Genomic DNA, 20,227 nt, shown 5'->3' with positions numbered 1-20,227 from the left:
AGTATCCTCATCGGGGGTAATGAATGGAAGGGGAGTAACTCTTCAGGGGGAGGGGTGCCGGTGCCCGGAAAACCGGAAATCGGTTCAAAAGTGTGCAACATCACTTGACATTGATACGCAAGGTGGCTGATGATCCTTCTTGCCCGGCGAACGGTTGTTCTTCCTGTCTCTGGCTTCAGTACTACTCCGGACTCCATCTACACCGGTTGCTCCATCTGGCCAGCACCTAGACCAACGTATACCTGACCAATCTGTTCACGGGCGCCCCTGTCATTCCAATGTTCGTTTACTTCCATTCCTGACAATCTAATAACCTATGAATCTTACTGAACTCAAGCAGAATTCCATGCCCGAATTGCTCGATATTGCGCAAGAGATGGGCCTCGATAACCTGGCTCGTTCGCGCAAGCAGGATGTCATCTTCACAATCCTGAAGAAGCACGCAAAAAGCGGCGAAGACATTTACGGCGATGGCGTACTGGAAATACTGCAGGACGGTTTCGGCTTTCTGCGATCCGCCGACGCTTCCTATCTTGCCGGCCCGGACGATATCTACGTTTCACCCAGCCAGATCCGCCGCTTCAACCTGCGGACAGGCGATACCGTTGCCGGCAAGATCCGCCCGCCGAAAGACGGCGAGCGCTACTTTGCCCTGTTGAAGGTCAGCGAGATTAACTTCGACAAGCCGGACAACGCCCGTAACAAGATCCTGTTCGAGAACCTGACACCGCTGTTCCCCGACGAACGCCTGATGCTCGAAGCCGGTAATGGCAGCACGGAGGATCTCTCCTCCCGCGTGCTGGATCTGGTGGCGCCCATCGGCAAGGGTCAGCGTGGCCTGATCGTTTCGCCGCCCAAGGCCGGTAAAACGTTGCTGATGCAGAGCATTGCCCAGTCCATCACCCGCAACAGTCCCGAGTGCCATGTGATGGTGCTGCTGATTGACGAGCGGCCGGAGGAAGTGACCGAGATGCAGCGCACCGTGCGCGGCGAAGTCATCGCCTCCACCTTCGATGAGCCCCCGGCCCGTCACGTTCAGGTTGCCGAGATGGTGATCGAGAAGGCCAAGCGCCTGGTCGAGCACAAGAAAGATGTGGTTATCCTGCTGGACTCCATCACCCGTTTGGCTCGCGCCTACAACACGGTGATTCCGTCCTCCGGCAAGGTACTGACCGGTGGTGTCGACGCCCACGCCCTGGAAAAACCCAAGCGTTTCTTCGGTGCTGCCCGGAACGTGGAAGAGGGCGGAAGCCTGACCATCCTGGCGACGGCGCTGGTAAACACCGGGTCCAAGATGGACGAGGTGATTTATGAGGAGTTCAAGGGAACTGGCAACATGGAGATCCATCTGGATCGCAAGATTGCCGAGAAGCGCACGTATCCGGCGATCAACATCCGCAGTTCCGGTACCCGCCGTGAAGACCTGTTGATGAGTGAAGCGGATATCCAGCGCGTCTGGATTTTGCGCAAGCTGTTGCACTCCATGGACGACGACACTGCGGCCATCGAGTTCCTGCTGGACAAGCTCAAGGAAACCAAGACCAACGCTGAGTTCTTTGACTCGATGAAGCGTCGGTAAGTTTGGTTTTTGGTTTCAGCCCTCTTTGCGCATTTGCTTCTGGGGCTGGTAACGCCGGGAATCGTCTCCCCGGACACGCCGTGAACCCATCCATGGGGGCTCGGCATTGCCATCCATGGCAATGCACGGTCCGGGGAGACGATCCCCGGCGTTACCGATCCAGGGCATTGCGCGCGCTGATCACACCTAATAATCTCTCGCCCTGTTCCCGCACCCAGCCCGACACCAGAGCCAAACCAAAACCACAGAATTCGCGTACAATGCCGGAATCAACCGGAGCAGCCGATGAAATACAACGACCTGAGAGACTTCATAGGCCAGCTTGAGAAGCTGGGTGAGCTGAAACGAATTTCAGTGGAAGTTGATCCCCACCTGGAAATGACCGAAATCTGCGACCGCACGCTGCGGGCAGGTGGTCCTGCGTTGTTGTTCGAGAATCCCAAAGGTTATGACATGCCCGTGCTCGCCAATCTGTTTGGCACGCCTAAGCGCGTGGCCATGGGTATGGGGCAGAATGACGTCACTGCGCTGCGGGAGATCGGCAAGCTGCTGGCTTTTCTGAAAGAACCCGATCCCCCCAAGGGCTTCAAAGACGCCATCGAAAAGCTGCCGCTGTTCCGGCAGGTGATGCGGATGAGTCCCAAGGTGCTTCGCTCCGCGCCCTGTCAGGACGTGGTGATCGAAAAAGATCAGGTGGACCTGTATCAGATACCGGTGCAGCACTGCTGGCCGGGCGACGCCGGACCGTTGGTGACCTGGCCGCTGGTGATTACCCGCGGGCCGAACAAGGAGCGCCAGAACCTGGGCATCTACCGGCAGCAGGTCATCGGTCGTAACCGGCTGATCATGCGCTGGCTCAGCCACCGCGGGGGCGCGCTTGATTTCCAGGAGTTCCAGAAGGCCAATCCGGGCCAACCCTATCCGGTGGCCGTGGCCCTGGGGGCAGACCCGGCGACGATTCTCGGTGCCGTAACACCGGTGCCGGATAGCCTCTCCGAATATGCCTTTGCCGGCCTGCTGCGGGGCGGTCGTACCGAACTGGTGCAGTGTGGCCTCAGCGATCTGCAGGTGCCGGCCAGTGCCGAGATTGTGCTGGAAGGTTTTATCTACCCGGATGATATGGCGCCTGAAGGGCCGTTCGGGGACCACACCGGCTATTACAACGAAGTGGATCAGTTCCCGGTATTCACGGTCGAGCGGATGACTCACCGCAAAGACCCGATTTACCACAGTACCTACACGGGTCGGCCGCCCGATGAGCCGGCGATTCTCGGGGTGGCGCTGAACGAGGTGTTTATCCCCATCCTGCAGAAGCAGTTCCCCGAGATCGTGGATTTCTATCTGCCGCCTGAGGGCTGCTCCTACCGTCTTGCAGTAGTGACCATGAAGAAACAGTACCCCGGCCATGCCAAGCGGGTGATGATGGGTGTATGGTCGTTTCTGCGGCAGTTTATGTACACCAAGTTCGTGATTGTTACCGACGATGACGTGAACGCGCGGGACTGGAAGGACGTGATCTGGGCCATGACCACCCGGATGGACCCGGCCCGGGATACGTTGCTGGTGGAGAATACCCCCATTGACTACCTGGATTTCGCCTCGCCGGTGTCCGGGCTGGGGTCGAAAATGGGGATGGACGCCACCAGCAAGTGGCCGGGAGAAACCGACCGGGAGTGGGGCACGCCCATTACCATGTCCGATGACGTGAAAAAGCGTGTCGATGACATCTGGGACAGCCTGGGGATTGAAGTTTCATCCGACCGCCCCGATTGATATGGCCAGCGAAGCGTTTCGTATTCACCTCTCGCCTGCGCAATTATCGTATACAGCAGTGGCTGACGAGACGCTGCTTGCCGCCGCTGGCCGGGCAGGCATCGCAGTTCCCGCTGCATGTCGCAACGGGGTGTGTGAGCTCTGTGAGGCCCGCCTGGTCGGCGGCGAGGCCCTGAACACACGTAATCAACATACAATTCCGGTCACCGGGCGCCTGATGATGTGCCGTACCCTCGCGCTCAGTGACCTAGAACTGGAGATAGACGCCGTTATGGCAGCCGGAGACAACCAGCCCCGCAAGTTCCAGGCAAAGGTGGTGGACGTCCGTTCCATCAACCACGATGTATACCGTGTGGAACTGCAACTGCCCCGTCGCCGGGAATTGTCGTTCCATGCCGGCCAGTACCTCTCGGTAAACCTGCCCGACACTGACCCCTGCTACTTCTCCATCGCCAGCAGCCCATCGGCAGAGTTGGTTGAGCTCCATATCCAGGCCACCCCGGAATGGGTCTCTGCGCAGAAAGTGATTGATGCGCTTACCTCCGGAGGCGAGGTTACCGTTGAGATGCCACATGGCCGCGCCTGCATTGCGTCAGCTCCGGATAAGCCACTGCTGCTGGTCGCAGCCGGAACCGGCTTCGCCCAGATGAAGAGCCTGGTGGATTACCTGCGGGAAACGGCTTACGACAAGCCGGTAAAGTTCTACTGGGGCGTTCGCCGCCACGAAGACATGTATCTTCGATCCCTCGCCCAGCGATGGCAGGAAGATTGGCCACCGTTTACCTTCCTGCCGGTGGTCGGGGATGACGAAGATAACGAGTGGGGCGGACACCATGATCAGCTGGTGCGCACGGTATTGGCTTCAGGCATGGACTGGAACAACGTGGAAGTCCACGCCAGCGGCTCGCCGACGATGGTTTATACATTGATGGATGCGTTGATTGAAGCCGGGTTGCCGCAGAAGGCGTTTTTCTCTGATGTGTTGGAGTACGCGCCCAGGGATTAGCCGGGTGCGTGCCTGATGCCAGGAAGCCTGCGGGTTAGGGTGGCTGGTCCCGAGGTGGGGTACCTTTTCTTATGGGAAAAGAACTCGCTTCGCTCAGACACCTTTTCCCGCCAGAAAAGGCACCCCACCCCGTGCCCGATCTGACAAGACCATTATCGGGTTTTGCAACGAACCCACGTAGGTCGGATTAGCGAAGCGTAATCCGACACCATATTCGAATATTGCCGCCATTTGTCGGATTACGCTTCGCTAATCCGACCTAAGTGGGTTCTCGGTGACTTCAGGCCTTCGGCATCGGCAAATCCGGCAACCCACTGTCCTTGACCAACCCCTGCATCAACAGCTTCACGCTGTTCTCACCTTCGCCCATATGGGCATTCAGGCGACTCAGTTCGGCCATGGTTTCGCGACTGCGGCGCAAACGAAGGCTGGTTTCAAAATATTCCCGGGCCTTGCCCCAGAGTTCATTTCGCAGGCTCAGGCGACCAAGTGCCAGCAACAGTTCCGCATTATTAGGGCGGTCTTTCAGCCATTGTTCGGCAATCAACAACTGCTCGTCCGGCTTCAGGCCCTTCACCCGTCCATACAGATTGATCAGATCGTCACCCCAGTGATTGCGCAACACTTTCCGCAACAGAGTTTCGGCCTGGGCTTCGTCGCCCAGTTGCGCCAGCAAGCGCGCATATTCGCGGATGGTGTGTTCGTCACGGCGCAGGAAGCCAGGCAGTTCATCCCACAGCCGGGTCAGCGGCTCCAGCGAGGCGGAAGGATCGCCTGACTGGCGCCGGCATTCTTCAGCAGCACGTTGCAGCAGGTTGTGCCAGACCAGTCGCTCCAGGTCGCCCAGTTCTTCGCTGTCCATCAGGTTGCGCTTGCGGATTTCCGGCAGCAGGCGGGAGAGTTCGCGCCAGTCTTCCAGGCGAACGTAGGTGTTTTTCAGCAGTTTGAGCACGAACGGATGATGGGGGGCCTGCTTGCGCAGCCTTAACAATGTCGCCAGGGCCTGCTCCAGGCGGTTTCCCGCCAGTTGCAGCTGGGCCTGGGTGATGCCCACGGCCATGTCAGACCCGGGGGTGCTTTCAAAGGCTTTACGCAGCAGTTCGTCAACGGCTTCGTGATCGCCGGACTCAAACGCGGCCTGGGCGGCGGCCAGATAATTGATGAGCGGCGTATCGGCGTGCTCCGCCGATGAGGTGAGCAGCTTGCGTGCACGGGGCCAGTTGCCTTCCGCCAGGGCCAGCAGGCCCTGGGTGGTGCGGCGACGTGCGCGGCGTTCATTGCTGCGCGCCAGCCAGCCCGCAACCATGCCGGTGCCATGGCGCAGGCGGCGAAACAGGTTGATGGTCATTACCGAGCCCACAACCAGCACTACCAGCAACGCCAGACCGATCCAGAAGTTGGTTTCAACCAGGTAGTTGCCCAGACTGATGCGAATATAGCCGAGGTCGTACTGCAGCCCCATGGCAAGGGCGGTGCCGAGCAACAGGGCTATCAGGATGATCAGCAGAATGCGGATCATGAGGCATCTCCCTGCTCGCCGTTGTTACCGGTTTCCTGCGTGTTTTCCTCGTTGCTTTCACCGTTCTCGTTGCTGTCCAGTCGTCCTGCCAGGCGGGACTTGAGCAGTTCCAGGGAGCGACTGATGTCCGGCAGTTCCGGGTCAACGTTCCTGTCCGACAGCTCCTCCAGGGTTTTGGAGAGGGCGATGATGCGGCTGTTGCTGCTGTCGTACCAGTTGTTGATGGCGTTGCTGGCCTTGGTTAGGGCGCGGGAATACAGCTCCTGGTGGCCGCGCAGCACTGCCAGTTCCGCCTCTTCCAGCATCAACTGGATATTGAGCCGGGCGTAGGCGCTCTGTTCCGGGGAGAGCAGGGGTTTGACCGGCTCATCCATCCTGCGGACCACAACCACCTGTGACAGGGTTTGCTTGACTTCGTGCCACGCTTCGGCCACCAGCCCTGGCTCGGCGCTGGCACTTTCCTGGCTGTTGCTGTCGCTGATAAACCCGGGGGCACGATCGTGGACCAGGGCGCTGTCGGTGAGCTGGTGAATGCTGTCGATCGCCGCTTCCAGCTTCAGGTAGAGCCCGGTGCGGTCGACGTCGGCCAGGCCTTTGAGGGCGAGAATTTCCTTTGCCAATTGCTGGCGTACCGGGTAGACACCAATATCGTCGGACTCGGCAAGAACCTCATCAGCCGATTCCAGCGCCGCCAGTGCGCCACGGATATCCTTTTCAATCATCAGGCGCTGGTTGCCGACCCGCAGCAGGTATTCGGCTTCCGCCAGCAGCCAGTCGGTGCGGGTGCGGTTACCGGCTTCCAGCAGTTCGCGGGCATTATGGTCGATCTGGCGTTGCTGGGTGGCGATGAGTTCGCGCTGTTCCGCCAGTTTTTCTTCCAGCGCCTGCAGGCGCTGGCTCTGTTCACTACCGGTCTGGCCGTACATGCGGTCCAGTTGCTCGGTGTCGCTTTCCAGGCTGGTAATGGATTGCTGCAGTGCCTGGTAATTATTCCACTGCTGCCAGCTCCACAGCGCCAGCGCTATCGCCAGGGCAAGCGCCAGCAGGGTGATGATCCAGAGAGGCCACAGCCGTTGCCGGGTTTGCTGGGGCTTTGCAATCGGGGCGGGCAGTTGTGCTTTTGATTCTGTCACGGGCATCCTTACTTGGTGTTTCCGGAGCCACCGTCCAGGCTGGCAAGTTGCTCGGCAACTGCAGCCACAATTGTGCTATCGGCAAGGCTTCCTGGTATGCACGTTCGCCGCAGGCCGGCCTGACGTGCTTGTTCGGCAATCCGCTCGACGGGGACAACCAGCAAAGTATCTTCAAGATTATGGCCGGTATTTTCACTTAGTGCGATGAGATTGTTCAATGTTTCTCCCGACAGTGTGACGATGGCCTCGGGGGAAAAGTCATTCAGCATCGCTCTCAGTGTGGCTTCATCATAGTCGGGACAATACCGGTGATAAAGTGGCAGCATAGTGACCCGCGCGCCCCGTTGTTCCAGAGTTTGCGGGATCAATTCGCGGCCTTCCTGCCCCCGCACCACCAGAACTTTCTCATGGTCCAGCGTGGCCAGCTCTGGCAACTGTAGCAAATCTTCACTGGTATGGCCGGTTTGCGGCTGTCGGGTATTCAGGCCATGGCTGGCCAGCACCGCTGCGGTTCCTGCCCCGACGCCGTACCAGTTTATGCCTTCAGGGGTTTGCGGCCACCAGGTATCCAGCCATTCCAGCAGCAGGCTGGCGGCATAAGGGCTGACGGCAATCACATGGGAGAATTCATCCAGGTTGAGGATGAGCGTGCGGGTAGCGGGGTCTTCCGGAAGAGGTTTCCGGGTAATCAGCGGCAATACCCGCGCATCGGCGCCGGCATCACGGAAGCTGGCGGCGAGGCGGTCTGCCTCGGGTTGTGGCCGGCAGATAAGGATCCGCCGGCCTTCAAGCAGCGGGGAGTCAGGTCGGGGTGTGGCCATAGATGTCAGCCAGTACCTTGTCTGCGCCCAGGGCGAGCAGGTCTTCTGCCAGCTCGCGGCCCAGGCGTTCGCCTTCGCTTCGGGGGGCGCGGCCTTCCACCCGGAACACCTTGGTGCCATCAACGGCGCCCACCAGGCCTCGCAGCCACAGGGTGTCATCGTCTTCCAGCAGGGCGTAGGCGGCGATAGGCACCTGGCAGCCACCCTGCAGGCGACGGTTCAATGCCCGCTCCGCCTTGACGCGATCCGAGGTGTCCCGGTGATCCAGGGGGTCCAGCATGCTGATCAGCTCGGCATCGTCCAGCCGGCACTCAATACCCAGTGCGCCCTGGCCCACGGCGGGCAGAGAGATGCTGTCCGGCAGGCAATAGCGGATACGCTCCTGGAAGCCCAGGCGTTTGAGCCCGGAGCTGGCCAGTATGATGGCGTTGTAGTCGCCGGCATCCAGCTTCGCCAGACGGGTATTGACGTTGCCGCGCAGGGTGCGGATTTCCAGGTCCGGCCGATAGGCACGAAGCTGGGCCTCACGGCGCAGGCTGGCGGTACCCACGACAGCGCCGTGGGGCAGCGCGTCCACGTTTTCAAAGTCATTGCTGACGAAAGCGTCGGTGGGATCTTCTCGTTCGCAGATAGCCACCAGGCCGAGACCTTCCGGGAACTCCATGGGTACATCCTTCATGGAGTGCACGGCCAGATCCGCCTGACCTGCCAGCATGGCCTCTTCCAGTTCCTTGACAAACAGGCCCTTGCCGCCAATTTTGGCCAGCGGTACGTCCAGGATTTTGTCGCCCTGGGTTTTGATCTTGACCAGCTCAACCTCGATGCTGTCGTTGAGCCGTTCCAGTTCGGATTTGATGAATTCCGCCTGCCACAGCGCCAGGGCGCTGCTACGGGTTGCAATGCGAAGGGTTCGTTTTGACATGTTGCTCGTTGCCGGATCTGAAAAATGGTATGCCAAGGGTACCCTTTGTGGGGCCAATTGTGGAGCCGAATGTCGCGCTCCTGCGTTGACGGAAGGGCTACCCGGGGCGGTGCTCGTTTAACCACTGCCGGACCGAGGCCGTGTGCCTCCGGCTTACGGGCAGTTGGCCGTGATTGTCTGTCAGGTCGATAAAATTCTGACCGTCACCGCGTCTCAGCAGGGCCTGGATAAACCGCACGCCAACCAGGGTGTGGCGGTGAATTCTCAGCAAGTGTTGTGGATAAGTGCTTTCCAGTTCTTTCAGGGTGTAATCGGTCACCGTCTCGCCACGGACATGGTGGATGGTGACGTATTTCTGGTCGGCCTCGCAGTAGAGGATTCCCCGGATATCGACCAGTTCGGTGCCGCGGTGGGTGCGAACCGCAATCTGTTCATCCGTACCTGACTCCTTTGCTGCCAGCGCCTGCAATTGCACCCGGTTGACCCGGCCGGCACGCTTCAATGCCTCTGCCAGGGCCTCGCGACGAACCGGCTTGAGCAGGTAGGCCACTGCATGCACATCGAATGCCTGGATGGCGTAATGGTCATACGCGGTGCAGAAGATAATGGCCGGTGGTGCTTCCAGTGTCGCAATTCGCTCTGCGGCTTCCATACCGTCCATGCCCGGCATGCGGATGTCCAGTAGCAGGATATCGGGTGCCTGCTGCGCGATTTTTGCCAGCACCTCTTCACCGTCACCGGCCTCGCCACACACATCATAGCCTGGCATGGCTTCCACCAGCCTGCGGATGCGTTCCCGGGCCAGGGGCTCGTCATCGGCAATCAGTACACTGCGGCTGTTTACATCGGCCATAGGCGGCTGTTCACTCCTTATCCCGGGTTGGCATTGCCACTCGCCTTCTGCCAGGGCAGACGGACAGTGACGGTATATATATCATTCTGGTGGCTGTGTTTCAGTACCGCTGGCTCGCCGAACAGGGCGTGGAGGCGGGACTGGATGTTGGCCAGCGCCATGCGGTTGCCGTCGTGGCCGCCCTGGTCGGGGGCGGGGCGAGGGTTTTGCACCATCAGATAGACAAATGGCCCCTTACGGTAGCCCTCAACCTTCACGGTGCCCCCGTTCGGCCGGGGCTGGATACCGTGATAGATGGCATTCTCCACCAGAGGCTGCAGGGTCAGGGGTGGAATGGCCTGCTGGTCCAGGCCGTCCTCAATATGCCAGTCCAGTGTCAGCCGGTCTTCCAGGCGTAGCTTTTCGATGGCCAGGTAGCGCCGGCACAGGTCCAGCTCATCAGCCAGGGCGATCAGGCGGTCACCGTTACGGAGGCTGGCGCGGAACAGTTCGGACAGATCGAGTACAGCGTCCTCGGCCCTTTCCGGGTTTACCGATATCAGGCTGGCAATGGTGTTCATGCTGTTGAACAGGAAGTGGGGGTGAATCCTCGCCTGCAGGGCCGTCAGCCGCGCCTGCATTTCCGATTCCCGCTGCTGCTGCCACTGGAACTGCAGGTAGAAGTAACGCAGTACCATCAGCGTGATCAGCAGCGCCAGTAACAGTTTCTTGGCCACGCCCTGCCAGGCTTCCACACCGGGCCGGGGATTCAGCACGCTGTCGGCGAAGAGGCTGAAAGCCAGCACGTCCAGCAACACGATGGCAACAATCACGGCGGTGGCGCGGGGAACGTTCAGCCCTGAGAGCCAGCGCCGCAGCAGGCAGATCAGGGCGGCACTGGTGAGGACGGTCCATTGCACGAACAGCGACAGCAGGCCGAAATAGTTCCAGTCAATCCAGTGACTCTGGGCCTGAACGATGGACAACACCAGCACCAGCAGTTCGCTGGTCACCACCAGCATGAAAACGGCCCGCACCCGGCACAGGTCCGGCACATAGAAATCGGAGTCGCTGACTGGAGCTTCCCTTGCCGGGGTCTCCCTGTTTTGTCGTGCTGCCATTGAACCTGTTCCTGAATCCCTGTTCGTGAATCGGGAGGGCAATCGAGAGGGCAACTGTCGGCTGCAGAATGCTATAATCCCGCGACACTCCATTTACCCATTCCCGCAGAATGATGCCGGGCTGTCAGCAGGAAAGATAGACCATGACGGATCAGAACAAGAGCGCCGAGAAACCCTGGGGCGGTCGTTTTACCGAGCCCACCGATGCCTTCGTGGAACGTTTTACCGCGTCCGTGGGCTTTGACCAGCGCCTGTATCACCACGATATTACCGGTTCCATTGCCCACGCCACCATGCTGGCGGAAGTGGGCGTGCTGACCCTCGAAGAGCGTGACACCATCATCGAAGGTCTGAAAGCCGTCAAGGCAGACATCGAGGCAGGCACGTTCGAATGGTCCGTGAGCCTGGAAGACGTGCACATGAACATCGAAGCGCGGCTGACGGACCGCATCGGAATTACCGGCAAGAAGCTGCATACCGGTCGCAGCCGTAATGACCAGGTGGCCACGGACATCCGCCTGTACCTGCGCGATGAAATCGATGTCATTGCCGAAGAGCTCCGGCGCCTGCAGGCCGGTTTGCTGGACCTGGCCGAGCGTGAGGCGGAGACGATCATGCCCGGGTTCACCCACCTGCAGACCGCCCAGCCGGTTACTTTCGGCCACCATCTTCTGGCCTGGTATGAAATGCTGGTCAGGGACGCCGAGCGCCTGCAGGACTGCCGCAAGCGGGTGAATGTGATGCCCCTGGGTGCCGCCGCACTGGCCGGGACCACTTACCCGATTGACCGCAGCATTACCGCAAACCTGTTGGGCTTTGACCGGCCCAGCGAGAACTCCCTGGACTCCGTCAGCGACCGGGACTTTGCCATCGAATTCTGCAGCTTCGCGGCCCTGCTGATGACGCACTTGTCGAGATTCAGCGAAGAACTGGTGCTGTGGACCTCCGCACAGTTTGATTTCATCGATCTGCCGGACCGTTTCTGCACCGGATCCTCGATCATGCCCCAGAAGAAGAATCCGGACGTGCCAGAGCTGGTGCGCGGCAAGACCGGCCGGGTGAACGGCCATCTGATCAGCCTGCTGACCCTGATGAAGAGCCAGCCGCTGGCCTACAACAAGGACAACCAGGAGGACAAGGAGCCGCTGTTTGACACGGTGGATACCGTGAAGGGTTGTCTCAAAGCCTACGCCGACATGATTCCAGCCATCGAAGCCCGGGCAGACAACATGCGCGTGGCGGCCAAGCGGGGTTTCTCAACCGCCACCGATCTGGCGGACTACCTTGTCAAGAAGGGCGTGGCCTTCCGCGATGCTCACGAGATTGTGGGCAAGGCAGTGGCCTTTGGTGTGGCCGAGGGTCGTGACCTGTCAGAAATGACCACCGACGAGCTGAAGCGTTTCTCCGATGTTATCGGTGAGGACGTGTTCGATGTATTGACCCTGGAAGGGTCGGTGCAGGCACGTGATCACCTCGGCGGTACCGCGCCCAACCAGGTGCGTGCCGCCGTTGCCCGCGCGCGGAAGGCACTCTAGTCAGCGAATTTCAGCCGCCGATTTTCCCCGTGGTCAGGGTGACTTCTGCCGGTGTCAGCTCCTCCAGGGGGCGGGGCCGGTAGAGGCGGAAGCCCTGGCCATAATGGATGCCCAGGGTGCGTACCTTGCGCAAGGTGTCGTCGTTCTCGATAAAGGTGGCCACGGTCATCTTGCCCGAGGCTGCCGCGATCTTGTGCAGTGCTTCCACCATCACCTGTTGCACCGGGTCATCGTTCAGGTGCTGCATGATCTTGTGGTCCAGCTTGATGATATCCACTGGCAGCTTCGCCGCCATGCTGTAGCTCTCAACCGAGGCGCCTGCGCCATCCAGTGCCACCCGGCAACCAATGCGGTGCAGGGTGTCGCAGAGCACGGCGACGTCGTCCGGGTACTGGGTGGCGTGGGCTTCGCGGATTTCCAGGCAAAAGCACTCCGGGGCATAGGGTGAGTCTTTGAGCGCCGCTTCGATAAAGTCCGCAAAGGTGTCGTCGAGCACACTGGCAAGGGACAGATTGAAACCGCAGTACTTCAGACGTGGCTCCATCAGGCGGTGTTGCTCCAGCCAGGCCAGGGTCTGGCGGATGACCTGGCGGTCGAGGCGTTTGGCGAGATCGAACCGCTCTGCCACTGGCAGGAAGGCATCCGGGGTCAGCGGTGGGCTTTCGGGAGTCTCGCCGGGTATCCGGGTGAGGATTTCAATATGATCACCCCAGGTAACGCTGGCCACTGGTCGCAGTGACTGGAACTCAAGCTGAACGTGCCCGTTATCGAGCGCTTGCCGGAGCCTGTCCAGGACCACATTGGTGGCGCCTTCGTCCATGGACTGTGACATGACCTGGGCGGCATGAATACGGTTGCGCCCGGAGGTTTTTGCGGTGTGACACAGGTCCGCGGCCTGGGTCAGTAATTGTTCCGGGTCGCCTGGCGAATCGTCGTCCATGAACAGCAGGCCACCACTGGCCGTGGTCTGCAGCTGTTTGTCCTGCCAGTGGAAGACAAAGCCGCCAATCAGCTCAAGGATGCTGTCGGCAATCTTGCGGGCACGCGCCTCGGGGCAGTTATCGATCAGCAGTGCGAAGGTGTCGCCCGCCAGTCTTGCCAGTGCATCCCGCTGCCGCACCTTGACGCCCAGGTTGCCGGCCAGTTCGCGCAGATAGCGGTCACAGGTGCCGCTGCCGGCAATCTCATTGAAGTGATCAAAGCCATCCAGGTCGAGGTACAGCAGGCTGTTGCTACCCTCGCGCCTTGATTTCTGCTCCAGAGTACGCTGCAGGCGGGCCAGAAAGGCTTTGCGATTCATCAGGCCCGTCACCGGGTCGTGCTGGATTCGGTACTCGCTGCTGGAGGAGCTCTGCAGCCGGTCGCTGATATCTCGGGCCACGTGCACCGCGCCGATGACTTCGCCCTGCTCGCTGGTCAGCCGCTGGTAATGAATCTCGTAAAGGGGCAGCTCCCGGTGTTGCTGGGCCATGGGCATTTCCACGACAAAACTGTCGCGCTCAAAGGCCCTGGCCCATAGCCGTTCGATCAGTCGCCGTTCGTTGGGGTAGTCCTGTAACAGGCTGTTGAGGTTGTTGCCCCGTTCCGGAATCTGGCCAAAAGTCAGTTCGAACTGGCGACTGAAGGCCTGATTAAAGTGCAGCAGGTTCAGCGCACGGTCCACCGCCACCACCAGATCACTGGTGGCATCGATGGTGGCACCCAGCAACTGTTCCGCCTGTTTGCGCGCCAGGTGCTGGCGTCGTTCGGGGGTCTGGTCAACGAGGGTGCCCCCCAGGCGCTGAATCCGTTCGCCGGTTTTCAGTGCGCGGCCGGTCAGCTTGACCTGGCGTATGTTCTGCCTGGCGGTCAGCAGGTCGAGGGTCAGGGAGAAGGGCTGCCCGCTGCGGATGCATCGCCGGATGCGGGCGCGAATACGGCCCTGACTGGACTGGCAATAGAACAGTGCCTGGTCCGGCGTGATCTCGCTGCCGGGCCGTAACTCCAGTAACTGGTACATGCCATCTGTCCAGGTCATTTCATTGCTGTTGACGTTCAGTTCCCACAGGCCAAGATCACCCGAGGTTTCCATCAGCCGTATCAGGCGGTGGTCAATGGGGGAGTGGTCACGCTGGCTGATACAGGCGCTGGCAGCCTGGTCCGCATCACGGATATCCATGCGCAGGCTGAGACCGGCGGTGAAGAAGAAACCTTCCTTGTGGCGGAAGGTGATCAGTATCGATTCGCCGTTTTCGATACGATGGCGGTGAGCCGGGGCGAACGGATCGTCCTGGCGGGCAGCCAGAATGCATTGTACTTTGTGCCCTTCCAGCTCGCTGGCGTCGTAACCCAGCACCGACTCGGCATGATGGTCGGCAAAGACAATCACGCCCTCATCGTCAATGCGGATCAGGGTTCGGCGCTCGATGCCCGGAGGCGCGTCGGAGCGGTCTCGACGGATAAAGAATTCTTTCACGACACAATAACCTCAGCCAGTCTTGCCGCGGGGTGTTACAAGAAGTGTTATAAAGTAGTCCCGCTTTTATTTTTTTGCCGGTTTTGCCACGATGCGTTCATCATACTGATAATGACATCGGAAAGAACCTCTCCCGCGGAGTCGCCGTGACCGTCCATACCGCTCCTATTGCCCTGGATTTTGACGAGGGTATCGACCGAAAAACGCTGCGCCGGCTGCGGGACCGTTTCATGGTCGTGAATCAGCATCGCTGGGAACGCGCCCGCTCGGCACTGACCTATCGCCAGCAGGTAGCCCTGGAAGTACTGCCGCTGGTGTTTCACCTCAACCATCCTGCGCTTCCCGGTTACCTCGACAGCGACTGCCCCTATGGACTGAGCCACTACCGGCCCACGGAGTCTACGTTGAACGCTGCCAGGCGACTTGCGCGGACCTTCTCGATCAAGGACGAAGGGCGACGGAAGCCGGACCTGGAGGCCCTGTTCCTGATGGGCAGCCCCGGTACACTGGGGCACTCGGTGGCAAGCGACCTGGATATCTGGTTGTGTCATCGCGCGGACCTGCCCGAACGCGGGGTGCGTTGTCTCGAGCGTAAGGCAGAGAGCCTTGCGGCCTGGGCGTCAACGCTGGGTGTGGAGCTTCATGTGTTTGTTTTCTCCGCCGCAGACTGGCGGGCCGGGCGCCAGCGCGCCGAGGTCACTGGCGAAAACTGCGGCAGTGCGCAGCATTATCTTCTGCTGGACGAGTTCTATCGCACCAGCATACACCTGGGTGGCTGCTACCCGTTGTGGTGGCTGGTTCCGGTTGAAGACGAAGGCCGTTATGACGAATGTGCCCGGCAGTTGATTGACTGTCGCTTTATCCGTGGCGATGAGTACATTGATTTCGGACCGGCGCTGTCGATACCGCAGGAAGAATTTCTCGGTGCCGGTGTCTGGCAGTTGTACAAGGGCATTGATGCGCCCTGGAAGTCCATTCTCAAGTTGCTGCTGATCGAGTGTTATGCCCGGGGGGAGCACCAGCCGCTGTTGTCGCGGGTGTTCAAGGCGGCGATCTATGCCGGACAAACCGATCCTGACCGGCTTGACCCCTATGTATTGCTTTACGAGCGCCTGGAGCAGTGGCTGCTGGAAGAAGAGGCCCCTGAGCGCCTGGCGCTGGTGCGGCAGAGCCTCTACCTGAAAGCCGGGCTGCCGCTGACCCGCTCTGCCCAGTTGGTCTCCGGTTGGCGAACCGGCCTGCTTCAGTCACTGGTTGACAACTGGGGCTGGTCCGCCGCGGAAATCGAGAATCTGGATAACCGGGTCCGCTGGCGCGCTGAAGACGTTGTGACCTTGCGCAGGGCCGTGGTGGCGGAGCTCACCCACAGCTACCGCCTGCTGTCCCGACTGGCCCGGGATCATGGCACTCGTGCCGCCATCAGCAGTAACGATATGAACCTGTTGGGGCGAAAGCTCTATGCCGCGTTCCAGCGCAAGGCCGGCAAGATTGAGCAGATCAATCCCGGGCTGGCGCCCTCCCTGGCGGAAGAGAATCTGGCCTTCCATCATCAGTCAGAGCAGGGTGGGGCAGCCGGTTATGACGGCTGGCTGTTATACCGGGATCTTGAAGATCCTTCCGATGCGTTCTGGCAACCGGTGATTCGCCGTTCCGGAAACCTGACCGAACTGATGGTCTGGTGCTACTGCAATGGCCTGTTGAGTCGATCTACCCGTCTCAATGTGCGTGGCGGCACCAGTACGGCGTCGGTGGCGGAGTTGCGGGAAATGCTGGACGCCCTGGGTTCGTTTCTGCCGTTTCCTGTCGAACCGGCCGCCCGGGAGGCCCTGTCCCGGGGTGTGCATCCGTTACGGAGTTTGCTGTTCGTCAATGTGGGGCTGGATCCACAGGCCCACCTGACCGAACGGGGACTGCACAAACTCAGCGCCCGGCACGATTCGCTGGGCTTCAGCGGTGGCCGGGAAAACCTGGTGAACACCATTGACCAGGTTACTTTCAACAGCTGGCACGAGGTCAGTCTGCAACATTATGCGGCCGGCGACACCCTGATCCAGTGCCTGAAAAATGTACTGGCTTCGGTTGCAGGCGCACCGGAGCGCCTGCCGGAAATCATGGTTCACAGCCACAACAAAGGGCACGGTGCCACCATCGCCCGCCGGGTGAAGGAGCTCTTCACCGACGTCATGCGCCACTTCTTTGCCGGTGGATTGGGGCCTCATCCGCTGCGCTATGTCATCGAGATGGACCGGCGGTTTTTTGTGCTGCGGTTCAATGGGACCGAGCCCGGGTTTGTGGCCCTGGACAGCACCGGAGCCCTGATGGACTACCTGGCCAAGCCCCAGCAATCCTATGTTCCGGTGGTGTTTGACCGCCATGCCCTGCTGACAGACCTGCCGTTGCGAACGGTCTGCCATGCCAGCGAGTCAGGCAATATCCAGGTGTTTTACCGCTTGAGTGGTGACAAGGCCCGTGTCTGGGTGGTGGATGAGCTGGGGTCTGTTTTTTCCTGGCAGCAGGGGTATGTCAATCGTCGCTATCTGTTGGTGCCGTTGCTGCGATTCCTGGAGAATCTGACTGAGCGGCGGCAGTTAAGGCAGCTCGAGACAGTGGCGGATATCGGCGGCACCCAATGCTATGAAATGGCACTTCGGGACGGCCAGTGGCATGCCGAGCGGCGTCCCGATGCAGACAGCAACGTACCGCTGCCCGGGCTTGAGGTGCAGGCGATCGGTATTCAGGAAGGGGATTCCAGGGTTCGTTTTGACATTTTCTGTGGCGATCAGGAGTTCACCGTGCAGGAATATGGCAATCAGCTGATTCCGGCGGTGGCCCACTATATTCGCTCCCTCCGTCACAGCCCGGAGCGGTATCCGGTGTATCTTACCGATATTCACCTGCCCCATGACCTGGACCCCCAGGTCTATCAGCAGGACATTCAGACCATTCAGTACCTGTATTACCGGTCAGAGCTGGAAAATGCCCTGAATCAGCACCTTTAACGCCACTCATTCAGTACCTCTGGCATCTCGCCGGGCACGGCCCCACTCAGGTATACTTCGCCCATACAGAAAACAGGGGCAGTTACCCATGAAACCAGGACAGACAATCATCTTCCTGCTGGTTATGGCCGGGTTTGTTGCGGGCTGTGGTCAGAAAGGGCCGTTGTACCGGGACGTACCTTCCGATAACAACACGGCTGCCGAGCAGGCCAGCGACAGCGAACAGAGCCGTAGCGATGACACCGGTGACCGCTAGGGCCGGCCGGCTGCCCCATCAACAGACTCAGGATATCCATGGATCACTTTAACTACCGCAATGGCGAGCTGTACGCCGAAGACGTACCGGTGGCTACCATTGCCGATCGCTTCGGGACGCCCGCTTATGTGTATTCCCGTGCGACTCTGGAACGTCATTATCACGCTTATGATGATGCCCTGGCAGGCCGCCCCCACCTGGTCTGTTATGCCGTCAAGGCCAATAGCAACCTGGCTGTGCTGAATGTGCTGGCGCGGCTTGGTGCGGGCTTCGATATCGTCTCTGCCGGAGAACTGGAGCGGGTGATTCGCGCCGGTGGCGATCCTGCAAAAACCGTTTTCTCAGGGGTGGGCAAGCAGCGCTGGGAAATGCGGCAGGCGCTTGAGGCCGGAGTTCGCTGTTTCAATGTGGAATCCGACACCGAGCTGGACCGGCTCAACGAAGTGGCGGGTGAGCTTGGCGTCAGGGCTCCGGTGTCCCTGCGGGTGAATCCCGATGTGGACGCAGGGACTCATCCCTACATTTCCACGGGCCTGAAAGAAAACAAGTTCGGGATCGATATCGCTGAAGCACCTGCGGTCTATGAGCGCGCCGCCACCATGCCCAACCTCGACATACAGGGCGTGGATTGCCATATCGGTTCCCAGCTGACGTCGGTAACACCGTTCCTGGATGCTCTGGACCGGGTGCTGGTGCTGATCGAGACCCTGGCGCAAAAGAACATCGTTATCCGCCATCTGGACATGGGCGGCGGCCTGGGTGTTACCTACGACCGGGAGCAACCACCACAGCCGTCGGACTATGTCACGGCGCTGTCGGAACGTCTCGGCACGCGGAAACTGGAACTGATCATGGAGCCGGGCCGCTCCATCGCGGCCAACGCCGGTATCCTGTTGACGCGGGTGGAATTCCTCAAGTGCACCGAGCATCGCAATTTTGCCATTATTGATGCGGCGATGAACGACCTGATCCGGCCTGCCCTCTATAGCGCCTGGCAGTCGATCATACCGGTGACGCCCCGCACAGACGGCGAGGAAAAAGCCTGGGACCTGGTGGGGCCGGTGTGTGAAACCGGGGATTTTCTGGGCAAGGATCGCAAACTACGACTTCAGGCCGGGGATCTGCTGGCGGTCCGCTCCGCTGGCGCCTATGGTTTTGTCATGAGCTCCAACTACAACACCCGCAATCGCCCTCCGGAACTGATGGTGGATGGCGACCAGGTGCACGTGGTGCGCCGCCGGGAAACCCTGGAAGAGCAGCTTGGTCCTGAAAGCTGTTTGCCGGAATGAATGAGGATGATGCTATGAATCAGCCTCGACGCGGGCAGGGCCCAATGCTCAATTTTACCAAGATGCACGGTCTGGGGAACGACTTCATGGTGGTGGATGCCATCAGCCAGCCGTTCCGCCTGCGCCCGGAAACGATTCGCGAGCTTGCCGACCGGCACTTTGGCATCGGCTTCGACCAGCTGTTGGTGGTTGAACCCCCGGGTCTGCCGGATGTGGACTTTCGTTACCGGATCTTCAACAGCGACGGTTCGGAAGTGGAACAATGCGGCAATGGCGCCCGCTGTTTTGCCCGTTTTGTCCGCGATCAGCGCCTGACCAACAAGAAGGTGATCCGGGTGCAGACCGCCAAGGGCGTGATTGAACTCAGGGTCGGCCGTGGCGGTATGGTGACAGTGGACATGGGCGTGCCGGAGCTGAATCCCCCGGCCATTCCTTTTGCCGCCGACCGTCGCAAGGATGTCTATACGGTGGAAGTGGGTGGTGAAACCGTGGAGCTCAGCGCCGTATCCATGGGCAATCCCCATGGGGTGCTGGTGGTGGATGATGTGGACACTGCGCCGGTGGGTGAACTCGGCCCCCGGCTGGAGAACCATCCCCGGTTTCCCGCGCGGGCCAATATCGGTTTTCTGCAGATTGTAGATCGCACTCACGCCCGGCTGCGGGTATTCGAGCGCGGTTCCGGTGAAACCATGGCTTGTGGCAGCGGTGCCTGTGCGGCTGTTGTTGCGGGTTGTTTGCGCGGCCTGCTGGACAACCGGGTGGATGTAGAGCTGAAAGGCGGCCACCTCGTCATTGAATGGCAGGGTGAAGGGTCCCCTGTTATGATGGAGGGCCCCACGTCCAGCGTGTTCGAAGGTCAGCTTCGCCTGCCGGGAGACCAGCCCCCTCGACGTCGCAGAAGTGCGCGGCAGGGCGATACAAGGCCGGGGCATCAACGGCAGCAGAATCGCCATCGCCAGCCAGTTACATCAAAGCCCTGACTATCAG

General features: G+C 60.2%; 15 protein-coding genes. 8 read left to right on the top strand and 7 right to left on the bottom strand.

Translation table 11 applies throughout. The features are described from left to right. Nucleotides 1-316: 316 nt before the first annotated feature. From rho to QPL94_RS18735, 3 genes are all read left to right on the top strand, one after another. Nucleotides 317-1,579, top strand: a complete 1,263-nt coding sequence (gene rho, locus QPL94_RS18745) for a transcription termination factor Rho (RefSeq protein WP_137437053.1) — start codon at nucleotides 317-319, stop codon at nucleotides 1,577-1,579. 285 nt (nucleotides 1,580-1,864) lie between these two features. Beyond that, nucleotides 1,865-3,352: a 4-hydroxy-3-polyprenylbenzoate decarboxylase gene (gene ubiD / locus QPL94_RS18740; protein ID WP_285359451.1), complete on the top strand. Its 1,488-nt coding sequence runs from the start codon at nucleotides 1,865-1,867 to the stop codon at nucleotides 3,350-3,352. 1 nt (nucleotide 3,353) lies between these two features. Beyond that, entirely contained in the window at nucleotides 3,354-4,358 is a 1,005-nt protein-coding gene (locus tag QPL94_RS18735) for a 2Fe-2S iron-sulfur cluster-binding protein (RefSeq protein WP_285359577.1), read from the top strand. A 280-nt stretch (nucleotides 4,359-4,638) separates the two neighbouring features. Here QPL94_RS18735 and QPL94_RS18730 read toward each other — a convergent pair whose 3' ends face one another. The 6 genes from QPL94_RS18730 to QPL94_RS18705 form a co-directional block, all read right to left on the bottom strand. Continuing rightward, nucleotides 4,639-5,877, bottom strand: a complete 1,239-nt coding sequence (locus QPL94_RS18730) for a heme biosynthesis HemY N-terminal domain-containing protein (protein ID WP_285359450.1) — start codon at nucleotides 5,875-5,877, stop codon at nucleotides 4,639-4,641. Then, a complete protein-coding gene (locus QPL94_RS18725; protein WP_285359449.1) occupies nucleotides 5,874-7,016 on the bottom strand; it encodes a uroporphyrinogen-III C-methyltransferase in 1,143 nt (380 codons plus the stop codon). The genes QPL94_RS18730 and QPL94_RS18725 overlap by 4 nt, the downstream gene beginning before the upstream one ends. A 2-nt stretch (nucleotides 7,017-7,018) precedes the next feature. Continuing rightward, the gene (locus QPL94_RS18720) at nucleotides 7,019-7,831 is read right to left on the bottom strand and encodes a uroporphyrinogen-III synthase (RefSeq protein WP_285359448.1); all 813 of its coding nucleotides are present in this window, start codon (nucleotides 7,829-7,831) and stop codon (nucleotides 7,019-7,021) included. Further along, on the bottom strand, nucleotides 7,812-8,753 hold the full coding sequence (hemC, locus tag QPL94_RS18715; RefSeq protein ID WP_285359447.1) for a hydroxymethylbilane synthase: 942 nt from the start codon (nucleotides 8,751-8,753) through the stop codon (nucleotides 7,812-7,814). The genes QPL94_RS18720 and hemC overlap by 20 nt, the downstream gene beginning before the upstream one ends. A gap of 97 nt (nucleotides 8,754-8,850) precedes the next feature. Then, nucleotides 8,851-9,606 (bottom strand): LytR/AlgR family response regulator transcription factor, encoded by a 756-nt coding sequence (locus tag QPL94_RS18710; protein ID WP_285359446.1) that lies wholly within the window; start codon nucleotides 9,604-9,606, stop codon nucleotides 8,851-8,853. A gap of 17 nt (nucleotides 9,607-9,623) precedes the next feature. Beyond that, on the bottom strand, nucleotides 9,624-10,706 hold the full coding sequence (locus tag QPL94_RS18705; RefSeq protein ID WP_285359445.1) for a sensor histidine kinase: 1,083 nt from the start codon (nucleotides 10,704-10,706) through the stop codon (nucleotides 9,624-9,626). A 143-nt stretch (nucleotides 10,707-10,849) separates the two neighbouring features. Here QPL94_RS18705 and argH point away from each other — a divergent pair, with 143 nt between their 5' ends. Beyond that, nucleotides 10,850-12,241, top strand: coding sequence for an argininosuccinate lyase (argH, locus tag QPL94_RS18700; protein ID WP_285359444.1), 1,392 nt, complete (start codon nucleotides 10,850-10,852; stop codon nucleotides 12,239-12,241). Between the two features lie 10 nt (nucleotides 12,242-12,251). Here the strand turns inward: argH and QPL94_RS18695 are convergent, their stop codons facing one another. Then, nucleotides 12,252-14,696 carry an EAL domain-containing protein gene (locus QPL94_RS18695; RefSeq protein ID WP_285359443.1) on the bottom strand — a complete coding sequence of 815 codons (2,445 nt, stop codon included), beginning with the start codon at nucleotides 14,694-14,696 and terminating at the stop codon, nucleotides 12,252-12,254. Nucleotides 14,697-14,842: 146 nt separating this feature from the next. Here QPL94_RS18695 and QPL94_RS18690 point away from each other — a divergent pair, with 146 nt between their 5' ends. The 4 genes from QPL94_RS18690 to dapF all read left to right on the top strand — a co-directional run bounded on the left by QPL94_RS18690 (nucleotide 14,843) and on the right by dapF (nucleotide 20,220). Continuing rightward, a complete protein-coding gene (locus tag QPL94_RS18690; RefSeq protein WP_285359442.1) occupies nucleotides 14,843-17,695 on the top strand; it encodes a class I adenylate cyclase in 2,853 nt (950 codons plus the stop codon). Between the two features lie 88 nt (nucleotides 17,696-17,783). After that, nucleotides 17,784-17,951 (top strand): LPS translocon maturation chaperone LptM, encoded by a 168-nt coding sequence (gene lptM / locus QPL94_RS18685; protein WP_285359441.1) that lies wholly within the window; start codon nucleotides 17,784-17,786, stop codon nucleotides 17,949-17,951. Nucleotides 17,952-17,989: 38 nt separating this feature from the next. Next, nucleotides 17,990-19,240, top strand: a complete 1,251-nt coding sequence (gene lysA, locus QPL94_RS18680; RefSeq protein ID WP_285359440.1) for a diaminopimelate decarboxylase — start codon at nucleotides 17,990-17,992, stop codon at nucleotides 19,238-19,240. A 14-nt stretch (nucleotides 19,241-19,254) separates the two neighbouring features. Next, complete coding sequence (dapF, locus tag QPL94_RS18675) at nucleotides 19,255-20,220, top strand: diaminopimelate epimerase (protein ID WP_285359439.1); 966 nt, start codon at nucleotides 19,255-19,257, stop codon at nucleotides 20,218-20,220. Nucleotides 20,221-20,227: the final 7 nt, after the last annotated feature.

It is taken from the genome of Marinobacter sp. SS13-12 (genome assembly GCF_030227115.1).
GTDB lineage: Bacteria > Pseudomonadota > Gammaproteobacteria > Pseudomonadales > Oleiphilaceae > Marinobacter.
Note: the sequence above shows the minus strand (reverse complement) of the source record. Positions and strands in the feature narration are given on the sequence as shown.